The organism is Streptacidiphilus jeojiensis, from assembly GCF_042510965.1.
Taxonomy (GTDB): domain Bacteria; phylum Actinomycetota; class Actinomycetes; order Streptomycetales; family Streptomycetaceae; genus Streptacidiphilus; species Streptacidiphilus jeojiensis.
The window spans coordinates 472,376-491,388 of the sequence record NZ_JBEUKS010000004.1; the positions used below are offsets into that span (position 1 = coordinate 472,376).

Sequence of the window (19,013 nt, forward strand, 5' to 3'; positions counted from 1 at the left end):
CGAGCAGGAGTGGAACGGGAACTCCGTGTCCGACACTTCGTGCGTCGGCCAACGGGGCTGAGCACCGCTTCCCGCGGTGTCGTCTGTCGCACATGGAGGTGAACCACATGAACGACAACCTGTTGCTGCGCCTGCGCCTGCAGAGCGGGATGACGCAGGAGGAACTCTCCGAGCGCTCCGGCATCAGCGTCAGAACCATTCGGAACTTCGAGCGCGGGCTGATCCAGCGACCGCGCCGCAGCTCCGTGGACATGCTGCTGGACGTCCTCGACCCCAGCCTCAAGGAGAAGCTCCGCTCCGCCCCGGTGGACGATCTGGGCATGCCGGTCGGCATGGCCGCCGAGTGGCTCAAGCTGGTGGGCCCGGAGCCGGGGGTCTGGCGCGGCAGCCGTCCGCCGCGCTCCTCGCTGGTGGGGCGCAGGGCCGAGACCGAGCTGCTGGCCGGGCTCGCGGTGGAGCAGCAGGTGGTGATCGTCACCGGCCCCGGCGGGGTGGGCAAGTCCCGGGTGGCCCTGGCGGCCGCGGAGAGCGCGGGCAGCGAGCTGCGCGACGGGGTGGCCGTGGTCGAGCTGGGGCTGATCCCCGGCGAGCGCGACCTGGCCGGGCCCGCCGTGCTGGAGCTGGCCGAGCAGGCCGTCGCCGACCTGCTCGGCGAGGAGGCCGCCGCCGGCGGCCGGCAGCAGCTGCTGCTCGTCCTCGACAACGCCGAGCACCTGCCGGAGACCGTCCCGCTGCTGGTCGACTGGCTGCTGGCGCGCAACCCCGGCGTGCACGTGCTGGTGACGGCCCGGCGCGCGCCGTCGGTGGACGGTGCGGTGCTGTGCGAGCTGGCGCCGCTGGGACCGGAGGCCGCGGTGGAGCTGCTGCTGGAGCGGCTCCGCACCGGCTGCCCCGATCTGGACCTCTCGGCGGACTCGGAGCGGCTGATCGCCCTGGTCGGACTGCTGGACGGGCTGCCGCGACTGATCGAGTTCGCCGCGCACCGGCTGCGGATGGTGCCGCTGGAGTCGCTGCTGGCGGACGGTCAGGCGGTGCGCCTGCTGAGCTCGGGCGACCAGCGGACGCTGCCGCACCAGCGCACCCCGGAGGCCAGCCTGCGCTGGAGCCTGGACCTGCTGGGCCGCCGGCACGAGCGGCTGCTGGCGCAGCTGGCCCGGGGTTCGCGCGGCAGTTTCCGGGTCGGTGAACTGGAGGTGGACCCCGGTGAGTTCTCCGAGCTGGAGGTGGTCGGGCTGCTGGCGGACCTGGCCGAGACCTCACTGCTCCAGGTGGACCGGAGCGGCCAGTACCGGTACCGGATGCTCCGTCACGTCCGCACCTTTCTGGACGGCCCCGGCGCGCTGGCCGGCGCCTGAGCCCGTCACAACGCCTGTCGCAGTGCCTGTCGTAACGCCCGGCGCAACAGCGAGGCCCCCGCCCGGACTTCGGGTGGGGGCCTCGCCGTTGTCGGCGGGAGCGTCGGCCTCGGCCGGCTCAGCCCTGCGCGGGGTGCGGGACGGCTGCGACCACACCGGGTGCGCTCTTCGCCGGTTCTTGCACCGCGAGTTCGGCCACCTCCCCGACCGGTGTGCCGAGGATCGCCAGGGCCGGGGCCACCATCAGCGCCACCGCCAGCGGGACCATCACGACCAGCAGGGCCAGCATGCCGCCGGGCGCCCCGAACAGGGCCACGAACAGTCCGGCCAGCAGCGGTCCGCACCACTCCAGCGCATAGGCGCCGAAACGGTTCACCGCGGCGACCCGGCCCAGCATCCCGTCCGGGACCAGCCGCATCAGATAGGTCGTCAGCACCACATTGACCGGGACGGTGGCCACCTGGGTGAGGCAGACCACCAGCGCGATCTCCCACACCTGCGGCACCAGCGCGGTGACGGCCAGTCCGAGGGTGAAGATCCACACCGCGCCGCAGAGCAGCACCCTGGCCCGGAACCGCCGGGCCACCGCCGGGGCGACCAGCGAGCCGGCGAAGCCCCCGGCCACGGTCGTCGCGCTGACCAGACCGATCGCGGTGGGGCCGCCGCCGCGGTGCGCGACCAGGGCGATCAGCAGCAGCAGGAAGGCCTGCGCGACCATGTTCAGCACCGAGGCCATCACCACCACGAAGCGCACGAACGGCTGCACCCGCACGAAGCGGAGGCCGGCCGAGACGTCCGCGAGCACCGAGGTCCGCGGAGCCGCCGCGTCACGGTCCGGGCCGAGCGGCCGACGGATGTTGAGCGCGCCGAGGGCGGCGAAGACGAAGGAGAGCGCGTCCGCGCCGAAGGGCACCCAGCGGGCCAGCCCGAACAGCACACCGCCGACCGGGGCGCCGAGCAGCTGCGCCAGCATGTCCCGGCTCATGGCCTGTCCGTTGGCGGTCGCCAGCTGCTCCTTGGGCACGATCCGGGCCAGCGCCGGGGTGCCCGCACCCATCACCACGCCCGAGAGCAGACCGCTCAGCAGCGAGGCCGCCACCAGCAGCGGCAGCGACGGCCGGTCGGCCCGCGCCAGTACGGTCACCGCGGCCAGCACCGCGGCCTGGGCCAGGGGTCCGGCCACCAGGATGGCCCGGCGCGAGACCCGGTCGGCCAGCACACCGCCCCACAGTGCGGTGACCACGACGCCGAGCAGGTTGGCCGAGCCGATCACACCCGCCTTGCTCACCGAGCCGGTGCTGGCCAGGACGAGCAGCGGGAAGGCGATCGCCGAGACGCTGGTGCCCAGGGCGGAGAGGGTGTTCCCGGTCCACCACCCGACGTAGTCGCCGTTGCGCCACAGGGGCGGCTGGCGCTCTGGTTCGCTCACTGGTTCCTCCTGGGATGGGTCTGGCTGGGATGTGTCCGGCTGGGACGGGTCCCGGCACGGGTCCGTGTGCCCGCGCGACCCGCCCACTGTGGGGCGTGCACCCGGTGTCGGCCCAGGCACGTTCCGGTCGTGGTGCGGTCGTTGCGGCGGCATTCTTCCTGCCGGTCCGGTTGCCTGGTGGCGGCCGTGCTCCGGGGCTGGAATCTCCTCATCGCTCACGACAGGGGAGCGCCGTCCGACGGAGGTGAGACGCATGGCTGCCCAGGTACTGGACCTCGGTGTCGACCTGGCCGACCCGGAGACGTTCGCGAAGGACGACCTCGGGGCGTACTGGCGCCGGCTGCGTCACGAGGACCCGGTGCACTGGCAGCCGGCCGCCGCGGGCCGCCCGGGATTCTGGGTGGTCAGCCGCTACGCGGACCTGATGACCGTCTACCGCGACCCGGCCCGGTTCACCTCCGAGCAGGGGAACGTGCTGGTCACGCTGCTCGCCGGGGAGGACTCGGCGGGCGGCAAGATGTGCGCCGTCACCGACGGGGCGCGCCACCGCGAGGTGCGCAACGTGCTGCTGAAGTCCTTCTCGCCGCGGGTGCTGGCCCCGATCGCCGACCGGGTCCGCCGTAACACCGCACGGCGGGTGGCCCGGGCGGTGCTGTTGGGCGAGTGCGACTTCGCCGCCGAGGTCTCCGAGCACGTACCGATGGCCACCGTCTCCGACCTGCTCGGGGTGCCCGAGTCGGACCGGGCCTTCCTGCTGGAGCGCAGCCGGGAGACGCTCAGCTCCGGCGAGGCCGGTCAGAGCGAGGAGGACGGCTGGAGCGCGCGCAGCGACATCCTGCTCTACTTCGCCGACCTGATGGAGCAGCGCCGCGGCGGCGACGCCGAGGACGTGATCAGCGTGCTGGTCAACGCCCGGATCAACGGCGCCCCGCTGAGCCGCGAGGAGATCGTCCTCAACTGCTACAGCCTGATCCTGGGCGGGGACGAGACCAGCCGGCTCACCATGAACGACGTCGTGCACACCCTGGCCGGTGAACCCGCGCAGTGGCAGGCGCTGCGGGAGGGCGAGGTCGGTGCCGACTCCGCCTGCGAGGAGGCGCTCCGGTGGGCGACGCCCACCATGCACTTCGGCCGCACCGCGACCGAACGGGTGCTGCTGGGCGACCGGGAGATCCAGCCCGGGGACATCGTCACGGTCTGGCACTCCTCGGCCAACCGGGACGAGACCGTCTTCCCCGACCCGGACCGCTTCGACCTGGCCCGCACCCCCAACCGGCACGTGGCGTTCGGCTACGGACCGCACTTCTGCCTCGGGGCGCACCTGGCCCGGGTGGAGATCACCGCGCTGCTGGACGCGCTGCGCCGGTTCACCTCCGCCATCGAGGTCGCCGGGGAGACGGCCAGGTTCCACTCCAACTTCCTGGCGGGCTTCAGCCGCCTCCCGGTCCGGTTCACCCCCGACAAGGCCGGACTCTCCGCCTTCGCCGCCGAACTGAAGGCCGAACGCACCGCCTGACGGCAGATCACCGAAGCACCAGCCACCAGCCACCAGCCACGAGCCACCAGTCGCCAGCCACGAGCCACGACGAGTCACAGAGGATGCCCGACGTGAATTCCCAGGAGCGATCAGTAGAGACGGGCGAGCACCCCGACGCCCGGGTGACCCGGACCCTGGAGGGGATACTCTCCGCCGAGGGGCCGCTGAACGGTCAGGCCTCGCCCTTCCACGTCATGGTCAGCGCCCGGATCACCGGACCGCTGGACCGGGACCGGCTGCGCGCCGTGCTGGCCCGGGTGACCCGACGGCACGCCGCCCTGCGGACCGTGTTCACCCGCGACGCCGAGACCGGTGCCCTCGGCACCCGGGTACTGGCCGACTGGCAGCCGGTCGTGGTGGAGCAGGAACTGCCGACGGTCCCCGCGGACGCCGACCCGGTGCAGGTGCTGCACCGGCTGCTGACCCCGGCCGTGCCGGCACAGCTGCGTCCCTACGAGGCGCCGCCGGTCCGCTTCGTGCTGACCGCCGCCGGGCCCGGCCGCCATGTGCTGACCCTGATCGGCCACCACGTGGTGCTGGACGGCTGGAGCATCGGCCTGCTCTGGGAGGAGATCGCCGCTGACTACGCCGGTACCGCCGGGGACGCAGTCGGCCCCGGGGACGCCGACGAGGCCCCCGGGATGGAGCTGCTGGCCGCGGCCGAGCGCACCGACGCCGTCGCCGCGCTGACCGCCGAGCGCGCCGCGATGCTCGCCGACTGGCCGACCGTCGTGGAGCTCCCCAGCGACCTGGACCGGCCCGCGGTCCGCACCTGCGCCGGGGTCCGACTGCCCTTCACCATCACCGAGTCGGCCCGGGCCGGCTGCGTGGCGCTGGCCGCCTCACTCGGCGTCAGCCGCAACGCGGTGCTCCTGGGCGCCTGGGCGCTGGTGGTGGCCCGGCGCACCGGACGGCAGCGGCTGCTGGTCGGCGTCCCCACCGTCGGCCGGCACAACCGCAGCGCCATGCGGGTCGTCGGCGGTGCCACCGGCCTCGGCCCGGTGGCCTGCGAGATCCCGGAGGACGGGACAGTGGCCGACTACGTCCGGAGCACCGCCCGGGCGCTGCGGGAACTGCTGCGGTACGGCCGGGTGCCGTTCGAGGACCTGGTGACCGGGCTGACCCGGGGCGGCGACCGCTCCCGCAACCCGCTGGCGCAGATCGCCTTCGGCGCGCACAGCGAGCTGGTGCCGACCGTGCTGCCGGCCGGCGGGGTGGACTTCGAGATCTGCGTCGGGCACACCGGTGGCACCGCCTACGACGCCATGCTGCACGTGCTCGGTTGGGACGCCCAGCCGGCGCTGGAACTCGAGTACGCGACCTCGGTGCTGACCGCACAGGAGGCGCTCGACCTGGCCGGCTCCTTCGAGCAGGCGCTGCTCGAACTGGCCGCCGCCCCGGACCGCCCGCTGGCCGGGGTCGGCACGGTTTCCCCGGCCCAGCGGCGCCGGCTGGACGCCCTGGAGCGCGGCCCCGAGGCGACCGTCGACGCGGGGCTGTGGCAGCTGATCGAGCAGGTGGCCGTACGCACCCCGGACGCCCCCGCGGTCCGCGCCGGCGTAGCCCCGGAGTCGATCCTGACCTACCGTCAACTGCTGGACGCCGCAGCCGAACTGTCCGCGCGTCTGGCCGCCGCCGGGGTCGCCGAGGGCGACCGGGTGGGCCTGGCGCTGCGCCGCTCGGTCGACGAGATCGTCGCGATCGCGGCGGTCCTGCGGATCGGCGCCGCCTACGTGGGCATCGACGCCGGCAACCCGCCCGCGGCCAACACCGCGGTCCTGGACGGCGCGCAGGCACGGGTGGTGCTCGGCGACCCGGACCGGCTGGAGGCGCTGGGCGCCGCCGGTACCGGGCGCACCCTGCTGACCGTGGCACCGCCCGCCGGCACCGCGCCGGTCGGTGTCGCGTTGGTCGGCACCGCGCCGCCGCCCGCGCCCGCCGACCCCGACCGGATCGCCTACCTGGCCTTCACCTCCGGCACCACCGGTGCGCCGAAGGGCGCGATGATCCCCTGCCGGGGCGTGGTCCGGCTGGCCCACCGGCCGCAGTTCCTGCGGCCCGGGGCGACCGACCGCTTCCTGCGCCTGGCCCCGCTGGCCTTCGACGCCTCGACGCTGGAGATCTTCGCGCCGCTGCTGGCCGGCGGCACGATCGAGGTCTTCACCGGCCGGCACGTCACCGCCTCGGCGCTGGCCCGGGTGCTGGAGCAGCGCGAGGTCACCGGCCTCTGGCTCTCCGCGGGCCTGTTCCGCCTGGTCGCCGACTTCCGCCCGGCCGCCTTCCGCTCGGTGCTGCAGCTGCTCACCGGCGGGGACGTGGTGCCGCCGGCGCAGGTGGCCCAGGTCCTGCGGACCTGCCCCGGACTGCGCGTCAGCAACGGCTACGGGCCCACCGAGAACACCACCTTCACCACCGTCCACCACGTCGACGAGCCGGCCGCCGCCACCGCCTCCGGGCTGCCGATCGGCCGCCCGATCCAGGGCACCGGCGTGCTGGTGCTCGACCGGTCCGGCCGACCGGTGCCGCCCGGCGGCGTCGGCGAGCTGTACACCTACGGCGACGGCCTGGCGGCGGGTTACGCCGGGGCGCCGGAGGAGACGGCCCGGGTCTTCGGGGAGTTCGGCGCCGCGGCCGGCGGCCGGCGGCTCTACCGCACCGGCGACCTGGTCCGCTGGGACGCCGAGGGCAACCTGCGCTTCCTCGGCCGCAGCGACCGCCAGGTCAAGGTCCGCGGCTTCCGGGTCGAGCCGGAGCAGGTGACCGCGGTGCTGCGGAGCCACCCCGAGGTCCGCGACGCCGCGGTGGCGGTGGTACCGCTCGGCAACGGCGACCACCAGCTGCTGGCCGCGGTCGTCGGCACCGCGCCCGGGCTCACGCCCGCGCTGCGCTCCTTCGCCGCCGGGCAGTTGCCCGGCCACGCCGTCCCCGGACTGTGGGCGCAGGTGGACGAGTTCCCGGTCACCGCCAACGGGAAGCTCGACCTGGACCGGCTGCGGCGCCTGGCCGCGGGCGAGGAGGCCGTCGCCCCCGCACCCGTGGCGGTCCCGGCGGCACCCGTCCGGTCCGAGGGCGACCGGCTGGTCTCGGTGGTGACCGAGGCCTGGGCCGAGGTGCTCGGCCACCGCGACTTCCGTACCGACGACTGGTTCTTCGACGTCGGCGGCGACTCCCTGCTGCTGATCCGGGTCCACTCGATCCTCAAGGAGGCCCTGCCCGAGTACGAGGTCACCGTCGGCGACCTGTACGCCTGCAGCGCCATCGAGGACCTGGTCGCCAAACTCCGGGGCGCGCGGCAGCCCGCCGCCGCCTGAGGCCGTCCGCGGCCGTCCACACCGACCAGCCCGCCCGAACCGAACGAACCGAACCGACCGAACCAACCGAACCGACCGCATGATCCGAATGAGAGGAAGAGCTATGTCCCAGAACGACTTCTCGCTCACCCCCGAGCAGGTGGAGCAGTTCGAGCGCGACGGCTACATCGGCCCGTTCGACCTGTACGACCCGGCCGAGATGGAGCAGAACCTGCGGGCGCTGCGCCCCAAGCTGATCAGCACCAAGAAGTCGATCTACAGCGACGAGAAGCAGGCGTCCGCCATCTCCAACTACGACCGCCACTTCGACATCGACTTCCTGGCCGGGCACGTCACCCGTCCGGAGATCGTCGACCGGGTCGCCTCCATCCTCGGACCCGACACCCTGTGCTGGCGCTCGGAGTTCCTGGCCAAGTACCCCGGCGACGAGGGCACCGACTGGCACCAGGCCGAGGACTTCTCCAGCCTCACCGACAACGCCACCCCGCAGATCCAGTGGCCGGCCGACTCGGACCGCCGCGGCACCGTCACCGTATGGACCGCCTTCACCGAGGCCAGCGTCGAGACCGGGGCGCTGCAGTTCATTCCCGGCACCCACAAGGAGATGAACTACGACGAGACCAAGGGCCTGACCTACGACGCCGACATCATCAACAACCTGGAGAAGCAGGGCACCAACCGCGGCTTCTTCGGCTACGACTACCGCCAGCTGCAGAAGAACCCCGACTGGGCCCCGGACGAGTCCAAGGCCATCTCCGCGGTCATGAAGCAGGGGCAGTTCATCATCTTCTGGTCCACGCTCATGCACGCCTCGCACCCCAACACCAGCGAGGACCAGGCCCGCCTGGGCTACTCGGTGCGCTACCTGCCCACCGCCGCCCGCGTCTACCCGGGGCTCACCGAGCTGAAGGAGTTCGGCTCCACGGTCAGCCTCGCCCGCTACGGGGCGATCCTCACCTCCGGCGAGGACACCTACCAGCACAACACGTACGTACAGGAGACCGTGAACGGCTACGAGTTCCCGGTCCGTGACATTCGGAGGTCCGCATGACCGTGCAGACGACGGGGAGCCGTCCGGCGACCCAGCAGGAGACCGAGGCCTGGGTGGCCGAGAGCTGGCGTGCCCTGGGTCTGGCCGTGGAGGGGCCGCAGACCGACTTCTTCGCGGTGGGCGGCACCTCGCTCGCGGCGGCGCGGTTCGTCGCCGGCGCCGAGGAGCTGTTCGGCGAGGACGTGCTCCCGCCGGAGGACTTCTTCGAGGACAGCTCGGTGTCGGCCGTGGCCGCACTGCTCCTCCGCAACACCGCCGACAGGTCCTGACGGATCGTCACCGCACTGACGCAGCACCCGCACCACCGCGACACCCGCACCGATGTGACGTGGGGCCCCGACGAGCACGGCACCGCCCGTGCCGTCGCGGCCCCCGCGCCACCCCTCGGCCCAACCCCAACTCCGCCCGTCCCGCCCCATCCCGCCCCGCAGAGAGGCAGCGACCTGTGACCGACGCTCCCGTCCCGCAGTGGCTCTTCCCGCTGCGCAAGCAGTCCCCGGACGCCGCCGCACCGCAGGCGCGGCTCCTCGTCCTCCCCTACGCCGCAGCCGGCGCCGCCTCGCTGCGGCCGCTGGTGGCGGCCCTGCCCGCGGAGATCCAGGTACTGGGCGTCTCGCTGCCCGGCCGGGAGCGCCGCTTCTCGGAGCCGCCGGTGACCGGCCACACCGAGATCGTCACCGCCGTCACCCGCGAACTCGCCGCCCTGCCGCCCCTGCCCACCTGGCTGTTCGGCCACAGCATGGGCGCCAGCCTGGCGCTCGCCTGTGCCCTGGCCGCCCCCGAGCTGTGCCACGGCGTCGCGGTCAGCGCCCGCAAACCCACCGGCGTCGCCCTGGAGTCGCTGCGCGGCCTGGACGACGAGCAGATCGTCGGCTTCTTCGGCGCCGTCGGCAACACCGCACCCAAGCTGCTGGCCGACCCGTTCTGGCGGGCCCGGCTGATCGACCTCTTCCGCAGCGACACCCGGCTCGACGAGGAGGTGTCGGCCGCCATCGAGGGAGCCCCGCTGGACCTGCCGGTGCTCGCCCTCGGCGGCGCCGACGACCCGTACGTCCCCGCGGCCGAGCTCTACGAGTGGGAGCGGCGTACCAGCGGCGGCTGCGAGGTGCAGGTACTGCCCGGCGCGCACTTCTACCTGCTCGACCCGGGCAACCGCGCCGCGGTGCAGCAGGCACTGGACGGGGCGCTGCGCCGGACCGCCGTCCCCGTCGGCTGAGCAACCCGAGAACCGCCAGGAAACGAGCCCGGAGACGCTCCGGGGAAGGAGGCAGAACGTGGTCGCAGCCCACCCGTCCGCTGACGGGGAAGCCCTGCTCGACTGGAACGAGAGTCCGATCGGCCCGCCACCGCTGGCCGTCAAGCGGGTCGTCGACGCCGCCGAGCGTCTGCACCGCTACCCCCGGGGTCTGCTGGAGGAGGTCACCGCACTGGCCGCCGCCCACCACGGCGTCGGCACCGACCAGGTGCTGCTGATGGCCGGCGTGGACGAGGCCATCGACATGACCCTCTCGCTGGCCGACCGGGCCTGGGGACTGAAGCCGGGATTCGACGGCTACCCGGACCGGGCGGCCGCCAACGACAAGCCGTTCCACCCGATCCCGCTCGGCCCGGACTGGCAGCCCCGGCCCGGCGTCCCGGCGGGACTCGGCGCCGGCGACATCGTCTACCTGGCCCAGCCCGGCAACCCCACCGGCAACCTGCTCCCCGCCGCCTGGATCGACGGCCTGCGCGCCGTCGCCGGACATGTCTTCGTCGACGAGACCTACCAGGAGTTCTCCGCGCAGCCCGGCATCCTCTCCCGCACCGGCGGCCCGGTGCCAGGGGTCCTGGTCTACCGCAGCTTCTCCAAGGCGGCCGGCCTGGCCGGGATCCGCCTCGGCTGCCTGGTCGCCGACGCCGCCACCATCGCCCGGCTGCGGCCGCTGCGCCGGTTCATGCCGATCGACGCGGTCAGCCTGCACGCGGCGGCCGGCCTGCTGGAGGAACCCGAGTTCATGACCCGGCTGGCCGAGTACGTCCGCGAGGCCCGTGCCGAACTGTGCACGACGCTGCGCGCCAGCGGCCTGTTCGAGGAGGTCCGCGAGTCGGAGACCAACTTCGTGCTGGTCCGCCCCGAGGCGGCCGTACGCGAGGCACTCGCCACGGTCCTCGCCGAGGACCGGGTCCGGGTCAAGGACTGCGACGGCAACGGGCTGCCCGGCTGGCTCCGGATCAGCATCGGAAGCCGGGAGGACCACCAGCGGCTGGACCGCAGCCTGTGCCGCGTCGCCTGGACCCGCATCCTCCCCAGGGCGGCCTGAGCCCGGGACTCCCCGAATTCTCACCCCCGTACATCCACACCGCATTCACCCCGCACCGCATTCACCCCAGAGAGGCGAACCATCATGACCATCCTGACCGACGACTTCGAGCGCCGTCTGATCGACAACACCCAGCCGGTCCGTCAGTTCTTCCTGGCCCAGGCCCTGCACCACGCCATGCACGTGGGCCTGTTCGACGCGCTGAAGAAGGAGCCGGGAGCCACCGCGGAGACGCTGGCCGAGCAGCTCGGCCTGGACGCCTACCGCACCGGCGGGTTCCTCCGCTACCTGCGCAACGAGGGCTACGCGGTACTGGAGGAGGGCGGCTGGTCCATCAGCGGCAAGGCGCTGGAGGTGCTCCCCTTCGCCCCCTGGTACGAGATGATGGTCGGCGGCTACGCGCCCTCCATGGACCAGCTCGGCGACATCCTCGCGGACGGCACCCGCTTCGCCACCCGCAACACCACCAAGGTGGGCGAGGGCAGCTGCGGTATCGGCGCCTACGACGCCCTGCCGCTGGTCGAGCAGCTGCTGGACCCGGCCATGGCCAACCGCCCGGAGACCGTGGTGGACCTCGGCTGCGGTGACGGCAGCTTCCTGATGGACCTGCTGGTGGCCCAGCCGGACCTGCGCGGCCTCGGCGTCGAGCCCAACCAGGGCTCGGTCGAGCTCGGCGAGCGCCGCCGGGCCGAACTCGGCCTGGAGGGCCGGTTCGACGTGGTCCAGGGCGGCGCCGCCGACGCGCTGACGCTGGACCTGCCGGAGAACGGCCGGGGCATCTGCTTCATGACCGCCTTCGTGCTCCAGGAGGTGCTGCAGCAGGAGGGCCCGGAGTTCGTCGAGAACCTGCTGGCGCAGACCTTCGAGCGCTACCCCGAGGCCCGCTGGCTGGTCGTCGAGATGGACCACAAGCCGCTCTCGCCGGTGATGGGCAGCCACGGCCTGGCGAAGACCTTCTACAACCCCTACTTCCTGATCCACCACATCACCGAGCAGCGCCTGGAGACGCGCACCTGGTGGGACGAGCTGTTCGAGCGCCTGGGCCTGACCGTCGAGGCCTCCGCCAACCCGGACCCGCGCGCCGACTCCACCGGCCTGCAGTTCGGTGTCCTGCTCTCCAAGAAGTCCTGACCCGGGGTCAGCCCGTCGACCCCGAAGGGGCGGTCCGCTCGCACTGCGAGCCGGCCGCCCCTTCGGCGTTCAAAGACAGAACACGGGGCGGAGAGAACAAGAGGCAGAGAGAACAAGAGGCAGAGAGAACGGGAGGGCCCGGTACCGCTGATCGCGATACCGGGCCCTCCCGTTGGTCGTGCAGCTCAGCGTCAGCGGGCCGGTCGGGCCGAGGCGGCCAGGGCCTTGCGGTCCACCTTCCCGTTGCGGGTGAGCGGAAGCTCGTCCACCACGGTCCACAGCGCCGGCACCATGTAGGACGGCAGCTGCTGCTCCAGCGCCTGCCGCAGCCCGACCGGCGCGGGTGCGCCGCCGGACGCCGGGACGACCGCCGCGACCAGGCGCTTGGTGGCGCTGTCGGCGCCGATCGCGAAGACCAACGCGTCCTGCACACCCGGCAGTCGGGCGATCACGGAGGCGATCGCGGCCGGCTCGACCCGGTACCCGCGCAGTTTCACCTGGTCGTCGGCCCGGCCCAGGAAGCGCAGTCGGCCGAGGCCGTCGTAGCGGACCAGGTCCCCGGTCCGGTACAGCCGCTCCGCGGTGAGGTCCGCGGAGAAGCAGCCGAAGCGCCGGGCCGTCTCGTCCTCGTCGCCGAGGTACCCGGTGGCCAGGCCGGCACCGGAGGTGTACAGCTCGCCGACGGCCCCGGGGGGCAGCAGCCGTCCCCGGCCGTCGAGGACATGGACCCGGGTGCCGGGGATCGGCGAGCCGATGGGCAGCGGGCCGTCCACGTCCTCCGGGCGGGCTACCGAGTGGGTGGTGGTGAAGGTGGTGTTCTCGGTGGGTCCGTAGCCGTTGGTGACGACCAGTCCGGGGTGGCGCTCCAGCAGCCGGGACACGTGCTCGTGCGGGACCACGTCGCCGCCGGTCAGCACCTGCCGCAGGCCGTGCAGCGAGTCCGGGGCGAACTCGGCGAGCAGCCGGAAGAGTCCGGCGGTGAACCAGGCGACGGTGACGCCGCGCTCCACCAGGAACTCGCCCAGCTCGGTCGGCGACGGCAGCGGTTCGGTGTAGACCTCCAGGGCCGCGCCGGTCAGCAGCGCGCCCCACAGCTCCAGGGTGGACGCGTCGAAGGCCAGCGGGGAGAGCCGGAGCACCCGCTCGCCGGGCCCCAGCCGGGCGTAGTCCGCGCCGTGCACCAGCCGGACCACACCGAGGTGCGGCACGCAGACGCCCTTGGGCTCGCCGGTGGATCCGGAGGTGAAGGCCACATAGGCAAGTCGTTCGCCGGCCCCGCCCGGCAGCAGGGCGTCGGAGTCGGGGTCAGGGTCACTGTCCGACTCATCGTTCCAGGAGGGGTTCCAGACCGGCACCGAGCGGACCCCGGCCGGCGGCGCGGTGCCGTTGCCGTCCTCCGGGCTGTGCAGCACGGCCGCGGGGCGGCACTTGGCGACGATCCGGGCCAGGTGCGCCGGCGGCGAGCCGAGGTCGACGCCGACATAGGCGGCGCCGGCCTGGACCGTGCCCAGCACGGCCACGATCTCGGCGGCCGAACGGGGCAGGCCGATCAGCACCGTGTCGCCGGGAGCGACGCCCGCCTCGATCAGAAGTCGGGCCTGTTCCCCTGCCGCTGCCGCAAGTTGGCGGTACGTCAGTTCGACATCGCCGTCCCGGACCGCGACCGCGTCCGGGAACCGCCGGGCGGTCCGGTGGAACAGCTCCTCCAGCGAGGCCGTCGGGAAGTCGCGGTCGGTCCCGTTGATCCGCCGGAGCAGCGCGCGCCGCTCCGGCGCGATGCAGCGGACGTCCTCCACCGGGCCGGAGGCCGCCGCCAGTTCGGCGACGGCCGCCAGCAGGTCGGCGCTGAACGCCGCCAGTTCCGCCGGGGTCCAGACACCGGCCAGGCAGCCGGTCGAACCCGCCCAGCCGTCCCCCGGCCGGTCCGCACTCCAGTCGGCGCGCAGCACGACTTCCACGCCCTCGCCGAGTACGGCGTCCGGGCCGAAGCCCGCCTGGACCGGCCCGGACACCGCCGTGCTCCCGTGCAGCTGCTGCTCCACGGCCCTGATCAGCTCGTCCGTGCTCGACCCGTCATCGACCTCGACCACCGCCGTCCGGTCCGTGCAGCGAACCGGCACGACAGCCGTGCCGGTCCAGCGGGCCAGCGTCAGCGCGTACGCCGCCAGCAGCAGGGCGTCCGGACCGGTGCCGAGCTTGGCGCAGCGGGTCAGGACCTCCGACCGCAGCCGCGGGTCCGGTGCCGGCAACGCCCGCAGGGCCGGGCCTCCCGAGGAGGTCCGGCCCTGAAGGTCGCTGGGGAAGTCCATACGGTCTTCCTCCTCGCTCATCGCGCCACCACGTCCCCTCCGGCGAGCAGCTCGGCCTGGCCCCGCACCGTGCCGGCGCGCAGTACGTCCATGGTGCGCACCGGCTGCCCGAAGGCCTGCCGGATCCGCTCCACCAGGGCCACCAGCAGCAGCGAGTCGCCGCCGGCGTCGAAGAAGTTGGTGTCCTCGGGGACCTCGTCCACCTCGAGGACCTCCTGCCACAGCGCGCGGACCAGGGTGATCCGGTCGGCGTCGTGGGCGGTGAGTACGGGCTGGGTCATGGTCGAACCTCCTGGTTGTGGCGCACTGGTTGGAGCGGGTGTCTGGCGCGGGTGTCCGGCGCGGACCGACGCCTACCGACGGCGGCGTGCGGTGATCGGGACGTGCTTGTAGCCGGAGGCGAAGTTGGAGATCAGCCGTTCGGGCCGGCCGGCCGCGCTGAAGTTCTGGTAGCGGGAGAGGAGTTCCTCGAAGAGCAGGCCCAGCGACGCGCGGGCGACGCTGTGTCCGACGCAGTAGTGCGGGCCGATGCCGAAGGACAGGTGCTTGTTGGGACGGCGGCGGATGTCGAAGCGCTCCGGGTCCGCGAAGACCCGCTCGTCGCGGTTGACCGCGCCGAGCCAGACCACCACGGCGTCGCCGGCCGCGACCGGGGTGCCGTGCAGCACCGTGTCCCGGGTGGCGTAGCGCATCACGTGGTTGACCGGGGAGGCCCAGCGCAGCGCCTCGGCGTAACCGGACTCGTTCAGCTCCGGGTGCGCCGCCCAGTCGGACAGCACGTCGCTGTCCACGAACTCGGCCATCACGAAGGTGGGGGCGTGCGGGGTGGTGACATTGGCTCCGAGCAGCAGGCTGTAGCAGTTGGAGACGACCTCTCCCGGCGACATCAGCCGGCCCTCGAACCGGGTCGACATCAGCGCGCTGAGCAGGTCCTGGCCGAGGTTCTCGGAGCGGTGCCGGATCAGGTCCTGGAAGTAGCCGAACAGCTCCAGGTGCGCGGTGCTGAGGGTGGCGGCCCGGCCGCCCGGCTCCTGGAACTCCGGGTCGTCGGCGGCGATGCACATGGTGGTGACCCGGGTCAGCCACTCCCAGTCGGTGCGGGGCAGCGCCATCATCGTGCCGGTGACCCACATCGGCATCGCCATCATCGCGGTGGCGAAGTCGAAGACCCCGCCGTCGCCCAGCGGTTCCAGCAGCTCGACCACCAGCGAACGGATCTGCTCGCGCTGCCGCCCCACCGCCTTGCTGGTGAGGGCGCGCTTCAGCCGGGCCTGCCGGGCGGTGTGCAGCGGAGGGTCGGTGACGGCCAGCTGCTGGCCGCCGGCCGGGTCGTCGGTGCCGAGCAGGTCGAGCAGGGTGCCCCGCTCGGAGGTGTAGGTGTCGGTGTCCCGCAGCACCTCGTCGGCCTCGCGGTAGTGGACCACGGACCAGAAGCCGCGGTCCGCGTCCACCTGCTGCCAGTGCAGGTGGTCCAGGGCCCGCAGTTCGCGCCAGAGTCGCGGGGCGTCCCCGTGGCTGTAGAGGCGTGGATCCACCAGGTCGGGCCCGGCCGGACGGAAGGGGCAGCCGGAGGCGGGCCCTCCGGTCACGCTCGGCACCTCGGTCACGGTCATGGGTCAGCGGCTCCTTTCGAGCTCGTCGACGACGGTCCGCAGCAGGGCCTCGGCGTGTTCCGTCTCGGTGAGGTACATGTGTCCGCCGTCCAGCTCGACGCTGCGGAAGCCGGCTGTGGTCTCGACGGACCACTCGGCCGCCTCCGCCGCGCTGACCAGCGCGTCGTCCCGGCCGCGCAGCGAGGTGACGGGTACGTCGAGCAGCTCGGCGTGGGCGGAGCGGTAGTCCTCGTGCATGGCGTTGTCGGCGCGCAGGAACGGCATCATCACCTGGAGCAGTTCCGGGTGGTCCATGGCCGGGTGGCGGTAGCCGGCCACCCGGCGCAGGCCCTCCAGGAAGGCCTCGTCGTCCAGGTGGCTGACCCGCTCCACCTGCCGGTCGCGCGGTCCGGGCGAGCCGCTGACCAGCAGCCGGGACACCGTGGTGCCCCGGGCGGCCAGGCGCCGGGTCAGCTCGAAGGCCAGTTCGGCGCCCAGGCTGTGGCCGAACAGGGCGACCCGCTCGGCGGCTTCGCCCAGTGCGGCCAGCTGGTCGAGGACCCGCGGGAGGGCCTCGTCCATGGCCTGGTCGACATCGGTGTACGGGGTCTCGAAGTAGCGCTCCTCGCGGCCCGGGAGCTGGACCGGCAGCAGGGTGAGCCCCTCCGGGGCCAGCGAGCGCCACTTGCGGAAGAACCCGGCGCCGGCCCCGGCGAAGGGAAGGCAGATCAGTACGGTGGGAGCGGTTGTCGCGGGGACGGGGACGGCTGTCGCGGTGACGGTGGTCGTGGTGGGAACAGTGGTCGTGGCGGGGACGGTCGTGGTCATCGGATCTTCCTCTCAGGCCGCACTGCCGTGGCCGACCGCGAGCGCGTCGGTGCTCCAGCGCTCCAGCACCTGCTGCGGGTCGCCGGTGCTCAGCTCCTGCAGCAGCGCGTCGACCCGGTCGGTCCCGCGCACGCTGTTGACGGTGCGGCAGCGGTAGGTGATCAGCACGACGCTCTCGTCGATCCGGGAGTAGCCGTAGTACGGGGGCGTGAACCTGTCCATGGCGATGTGCCTCTCTCTCCTGGTCGGACGGGCTGGTCGTAAGGGCTGGTCGGACGGGCTGGTCAGACGGGCTGGATCTCCCGGGACGGCTGGACCACGGGCCGGACCGGGTCCGGCACCGGGAGGGGGGCGGTGAGCTTGAAGCGCCGCAGCAGCGGGCCCGCCTGTGCGGTGGTCAGCAGCGCCACCAGCACCATGACGGTGAACAGTTCGGCGGAGATCAGGCCCAGCTGGCGGCCGATCCCGAGGACCACGATCTCGGTCAGGCCCCGGGTGTTCATCAGCGTGCCGAAGGCCAGCGCGTCGCGTCCGCCCAGTCCGCTCAGCCGGGCCGGCACCGCGGCGCCGAGGTACTTGCCGACGGTGGCCACCGCGAGCGCCCCGACCAGCAGCAGCAGACCGGACAGCCCCAGCTTGCGGACGTCCACGGAGAGGCCGGTGAGCACGAAGTAGACCGGCAGCAGCAGCGCCGCGGCCCGGTCCAGCGGAATCCCCACCCGCTGCGTCAGCTCGTCGCCGAGCCCGCGCTCGGCCCCGGTCCTGCGCGGCATCAGCAGGCCGAAGGCGAAGGCGCCGAAGATGGGGTGGATCCCGATCCAGGAGGTGACGAAGGCGGAGACCAGCAGGCCGCTGAGGATCACGGCGGTCAGCGCGCTGTCGCTGCCGCGCTCGTTCAGCCGGGCCAGCGCGCGCCGCAGCAGCGGGCGGACGACCAGCACCAGCACCGCGGCGAAGCCGGCGGTCAGGCCCAGGACCTGGACGAAGCCGGCCGTCCCGTTGGACTTCGCGAGCGCGGTCACCAGCACCAGCACGCACCAGGCCACCACGTCGCAGAGGGCGGCGCAGGTCATCGCCATGCCGCCGATCCTGGTCCGGGTCAGCCCCTGGTCGCGCAGGATGCGGGCCAGCACCGGGAACGCGGTGATGGAGAACGCGGTGGCGAGGAAGAGCACGAAGGCCGCGGGGCGTACCCCGGGTCCGGCCTGCTGATGCCGGATCAGGACGGCGAAGCCGCCGCCGAGGGCGAACGGAACGGCCATGGCGAGCACCGCCAGCGCACCTATGTTGCGGGTGTTGCTGCGCAGTTGGCGCGAGTCCAGTTCCCAGCCGCAGAGGAACATCAGCAGCGCCAGGCCGAGGTTGGCGACGGCCGACAGCGGCAGCCGCGCGTCGGCGGGGAAGAGCCGGTCGGGCAGGTCGCCGGGGAGCATCCCCAGCAGGCTCGGGCCGAGCAGCAGTCCGGCGGCGATCTCGGCGATCACCGGCGGCTGGTGCAGCCGCCGGAGCAGCCGTGTCAGCACGGCGCAGACGGCGATGACGATGGCGATGTCGGCGAGGACCACTGCCTCCACCGGGATCGGAGCTGTAGGTACCACTGCGTCCTCCACGGAGCGAAGCCGCACGCCGGCGGCCGGGAGCGGATGGGGGTGCGGGGGTGCGGGTGCGAAGGTGCGGGGAACTTCGGGAACACCAGCGAGTGTGGCGATCGGGGCACCACCGGCTGAAGGAAAGCGAGCGGCAACTGTGCGGTTGCCGCTGTGCCGGTCCACCGCCGTACCGGCACCCGTCGGCACCCGACGGCACCCGCGGACGCAGATGTGCCGCCCGGCTCCTGGGACCAGGAACCGGGCGGCACGGTGGGTGGGACAGTGGGCGGCACGGGACAGCGGGCGGGACGGGTCAGGCGGCCGCGGCGCTCGCCGCTATCAGGCTCTTCGGCCGCATGTCGGTCCAGGCCTCCTCGATGTGGTTGAGGCAGGTCTCCCGGTCCTCCGGACCGCGGACCACGGTCCAGCCGGCCGGGACGGCGGCGAAGCTGGGCCACAGCGAGTACTGTCCCTCGTCGTTGACCAGGGCGAGGTAGGACTGGTCCTGGTTCTCGAACGGGTTGGCCATGACGGACTCCTTCTGCTTGTTCTGCTGGATCTGACGGATGTTCAGGGCTTGG

The 19,013-nt window shown here is 73.1% G+C and carries 16 protein-coding genes; 8 read left to right on the top strand and 8 right to left on the bottom strand.

All coding sequences use genetic code 11. The features are described 5' to 3' along the window. The first annotated feature begins 107 nt into the window (after nt 1-107). Nucleotides 108-1,355 (top strand): helix-turn-helix domain-containing protein, encoded by a 1,248-nt coding sequence (locus tag ABUW04_RS14410; protein ID WP_051725249.1) that lies wholly within the window; start codon nt 108-110, stop codon nt 1,353-1,355. 118 nt (nt 1,356-1,473) lie between these two features. On the opposite strand, the gene ABUW04_RS14415 is transcribed toward ABUW04_RS14410, so the two are convergent. After that, nucleotides 1,474-2,784, bottom strand: coding sequence for an MFS transporter (locus ABUW04_RS14415; protein ID WP_380564893.1), 1,311 nt, complete (start codon nt 2,782-2,784; stop codon nt 1,474-1,476). A gap of 253 nt (nt 2,785-3,037) precedes the next feature. Here ABUW04_RS14415 and ABUW04_RS14420 point away from each other — a divergent pair, with 253 nt between their 5' ends. The 7 genes from ABUW04_RS14420 to ABUW04_RS14450 all read left to right on the top strand — a co-directional run bounded on the left by ABUW04_RS14420 (nt 3,038) and on the right by ABUW04_RS14450 (nt 12,114). Then, a complete protein-coding gene (locus ABUW04_RS14420; RefSeq protein ID WP_030253642.1) occupies nt 3,038-4,300 on the top strand; it encodes a cytochrome P450 in 1,263 nt (420 codons plus the stop codon). A 92-nt stretch (nt 4,301-4,392) separates the two neighbouring features. Then, on the top strand, nt 4,393-7,632 hold the full coding sequence (locus ABUW04_RS14425) for a non-ribosomal peptide synthetase (protein ID WP_380564895.1): 3,240 nt from the start codon (nt 4,393-4,395) through the stop codon (nt 7,630-7,632). A gap of 103 nt (nt 7,633-7,735) precedes the next feature. Further along, nucleotides 7,736-8,683 carry a chlorinating enzyme gene (locus ABUW04_RS14430; RefSeq protein ID WP_037595105.1) on the top strand — a complete coding sequence of 316 codons (948 nt, stop codon included), beginning with the start codon at nt 7,736-7,738 and terminating at the stop codon, nt 8,681-8,683. Beyond that, a complete protein-coding gene (locus ABUW04_RS14435; protein ID WP_380564897.1) occupies nt 8,680-8,952 on the top strand; it encodes an acyl carrier protein in 273 nt (90 codons plus the stop codon). Before ABUW04_RS14430 ends, ABUW04_RS14435 begins: the two co-directional genes overlap by 4 nt. 176 nt (nt 8,953-9,128) lie before the next feature. Continuing rightward, complete coding sequence (locus tag ABUW04_RS14440) at nt 9,129-9,899, top strand: thioesterase II family protein (protein ID WP_380564899.1); 771 nt, start codon at nt 9,129-9,131, stop codon at nt 9,897-9,899. A gap of 58 nt (nt 9,900-9,957) precedes the next feature. Next, on the top strand, nt 9,958-10,983 hold the full coding sequence (locus tag ABUW04_RS14445) for a pyridoxal phosphate-dependent aminotransferase (protein WP_380564901.1): 1,026 nt from the start codon (nt 9,958-9,960) through the stop codon (nt 10,981-10,983). Between the two features lie 84 nt (nt 10,984-11,067). After that, nucleotides 11,068-12,114: a hypothetical protein gene (locus tag ABUW04_RS14450; RefSeq protein WP_030253652.1), complete on the top strand. Its 1,047-nt coding sequence runs from the start codon at nt 11,068-11,070 to the stop codon at nt 12,112-12,114. Between the two features lie 191 nt (nt 12,115-12,305). Here ABUW04_RS14450 and ABUW04_RS14455 read toward each other — a convergent pair whose 3' ends face one another. From ABUW04_RS14455 to ABUW04_RS14485, 7 genes are all read right to left on the bottom strand, one after another. Beyond that, the gene (locus ABUW04_RS14455) at nt 12,306-14,423 is read right to left on the bottom strand and encodes an amino acid adenylation domain-containing protein (RefSeq protein ID WP_380564902.1); all 2,118 of its coding nucleotides are present in this window, start codon (nt 14,421-14,423) and stop codon (nt 12,306-12,308) included. 17 nt (nt 14,424-14,440) lie between these two features. Beyond that, nucleotides 14,441-14,704 carry an acyl carrier protein gene (locus tag ABUW04_RS14460; RefSeq protein ID WP_030253655.1) on the bottom strand — a complete coding sequence of 88 codons (264 nt, stop codon included), beginning with the start codon at nt 14,702-14,704 and terminating at the stop codon, nt 14,441-14,443. Between the two features lie 72 nt (nt 14,705-14,776). Beyond that, the gene (locus tag ABUW04_RS14465) at nt 14,777-16,036 is read right to left on the bottom strand and encodes a cytochrome P450 (RefSeq protein ID WP_380564904.1); all 1,260 of its coding nucleotides are present in this window, start codon (nt 16,034-16,036) and stop codon (nt 14,777-14,779) included. Between the two features lie 3 nt (nt 16,037-16,039). Then, on the bottom strand, nt 16,040-16,843 hold the full coding sequence (locus ABUW04_RS14470) for a thioesterase II family protein (RefSeq protein ID WP_380564906.1): 804 nt from the start codon (nt 16,841-16,843) through the stop codon (nt 16,040-16,042). A 12-nt stretch (nt 16,844-16,855) separates the two neighbouring features. Next, a complete protein-coding gene (locus ABUW04_RS14475; RefSeq protein ID WP_030253661.1) occupies nt 16,856-17,065 on the bottom strand; it encodes a hypothetical protein in 210 nt (69 codons plus the stop codon). A 62-nt stretch (nt 17,066-17,127) separates the two neighbouring features. Continuing rightward, nucleotides 17,128-18,441 carry a cation:proton antiporter domain-containing protein gene (locus ABUW04_RS14480; RefSeq protein WP_380564907.1) on the bottom strand — a complete coding sequence of 438 codons (1,314 nt, stop codon included), beginning with the start codon at nt 18,439-18,441 and terminating at the stop codon, nt 17,128-17,130. A 304-nt stretch (nt 18,442-18,745) separates the two neighbouring features. Continuing rightward, complete coding sequence (locus ABUW04_RS14485) at nt 18,746-18,961, bottom strand: MbtH family protein (RefSeq protein WP_030253664.1); 216 nt, start codon at nt 18,959-18,961, stop codon at nt 18,746-18,748. Nucleotides 18,962-19,013: the final 52 nt, after the last annotated feature.

What these genes read in the sequence shown, in the direction of transcription:
- ABUW04_RS14410 (WP_051725249.1), top strand. Translation starts at nt 108, where the DNA reads ATGAACGACAACCTGTTGCTGCGCCTGCGCCTGCAGAGCGGGATGACG.
- ABUW04_RS14420 (WP_030253642.1), top strand. Translation starts at nt 3,038, where the DNA reads ATGGCTGCCCAGGTACTGGACCTCGGTGTCGACCTGGCCGACCCGGAG.
- ABUW04_RS14430 (WP_037595105.1), top strand. Translation starts at nt 7,736, where the DNA reads ATGTCCCAGAACGACTTCTCGCTCACCCCCGAGCAGGTGGAGCAGTTC.
- ABUW04_RS14435 (WP_380564897.1), top strand. Translation starts at nt 8,680, where the DNA reads ATGACCGTGCAGACGACGGGGAGCCGTCCGGCGACCCAGCAGGAGACC.
- ABUW04_RS14450 (WP_030253652.1), top strand. Translation starts at nt 11,068, where the DNA reads ATGACCATCCTGACCGACGACTTCGAGCGCCGTCTGATCGACAACACC.
- ABUW04_RS14455 (WP_380564902.1), bottom strand. Translation starts at nt 14,423, where the DNA reads ATGGACTTCCCCAGCGACCTTCAGGGCCGGACCTCCTCGGGAGGCCCG.
- ABUW04_RS14460 (WP_030253655.1), bottom strand. Translation starts at nt 14,704, where the DNA reads ATGACCCAGCCCGTACTCACCGCCCACGACGCCGACCGGATCACCCTG.
- ABUW04_RS14465 (WP_380564904.1), bottom strand. Translation starts at nt 16,036, where the DNA reads ATGACCGTGACCGAGGTGCCGAGCGTGACCGGAGGGCCCGCCTCCGGC.
- ABUW04_RS14470 (WP_380564906.1), bottom strand. Translation starts at nt 16,843, where the DNA reads ATGACCACGACCGTCCCCGCCACGACCACTGTTCCCACCACGACCACC.
- ABUW04_RS14475 (WP_030253661.1), bottom strand. Translation starts at nt 17,065, where the DNA reads ATGGACAGGTTCACGCCCCCGTACTACGGCTACTCCCGGATCGACGAG.
- ABUW04_RS14485 (WP_030253664.1), bottom strand. Translation starts at nt 18,961, where the DNA reads ATGGCCAACCCGTTCGAGAACCAGGACCAGTCCTACCTCGCCCTGGTC.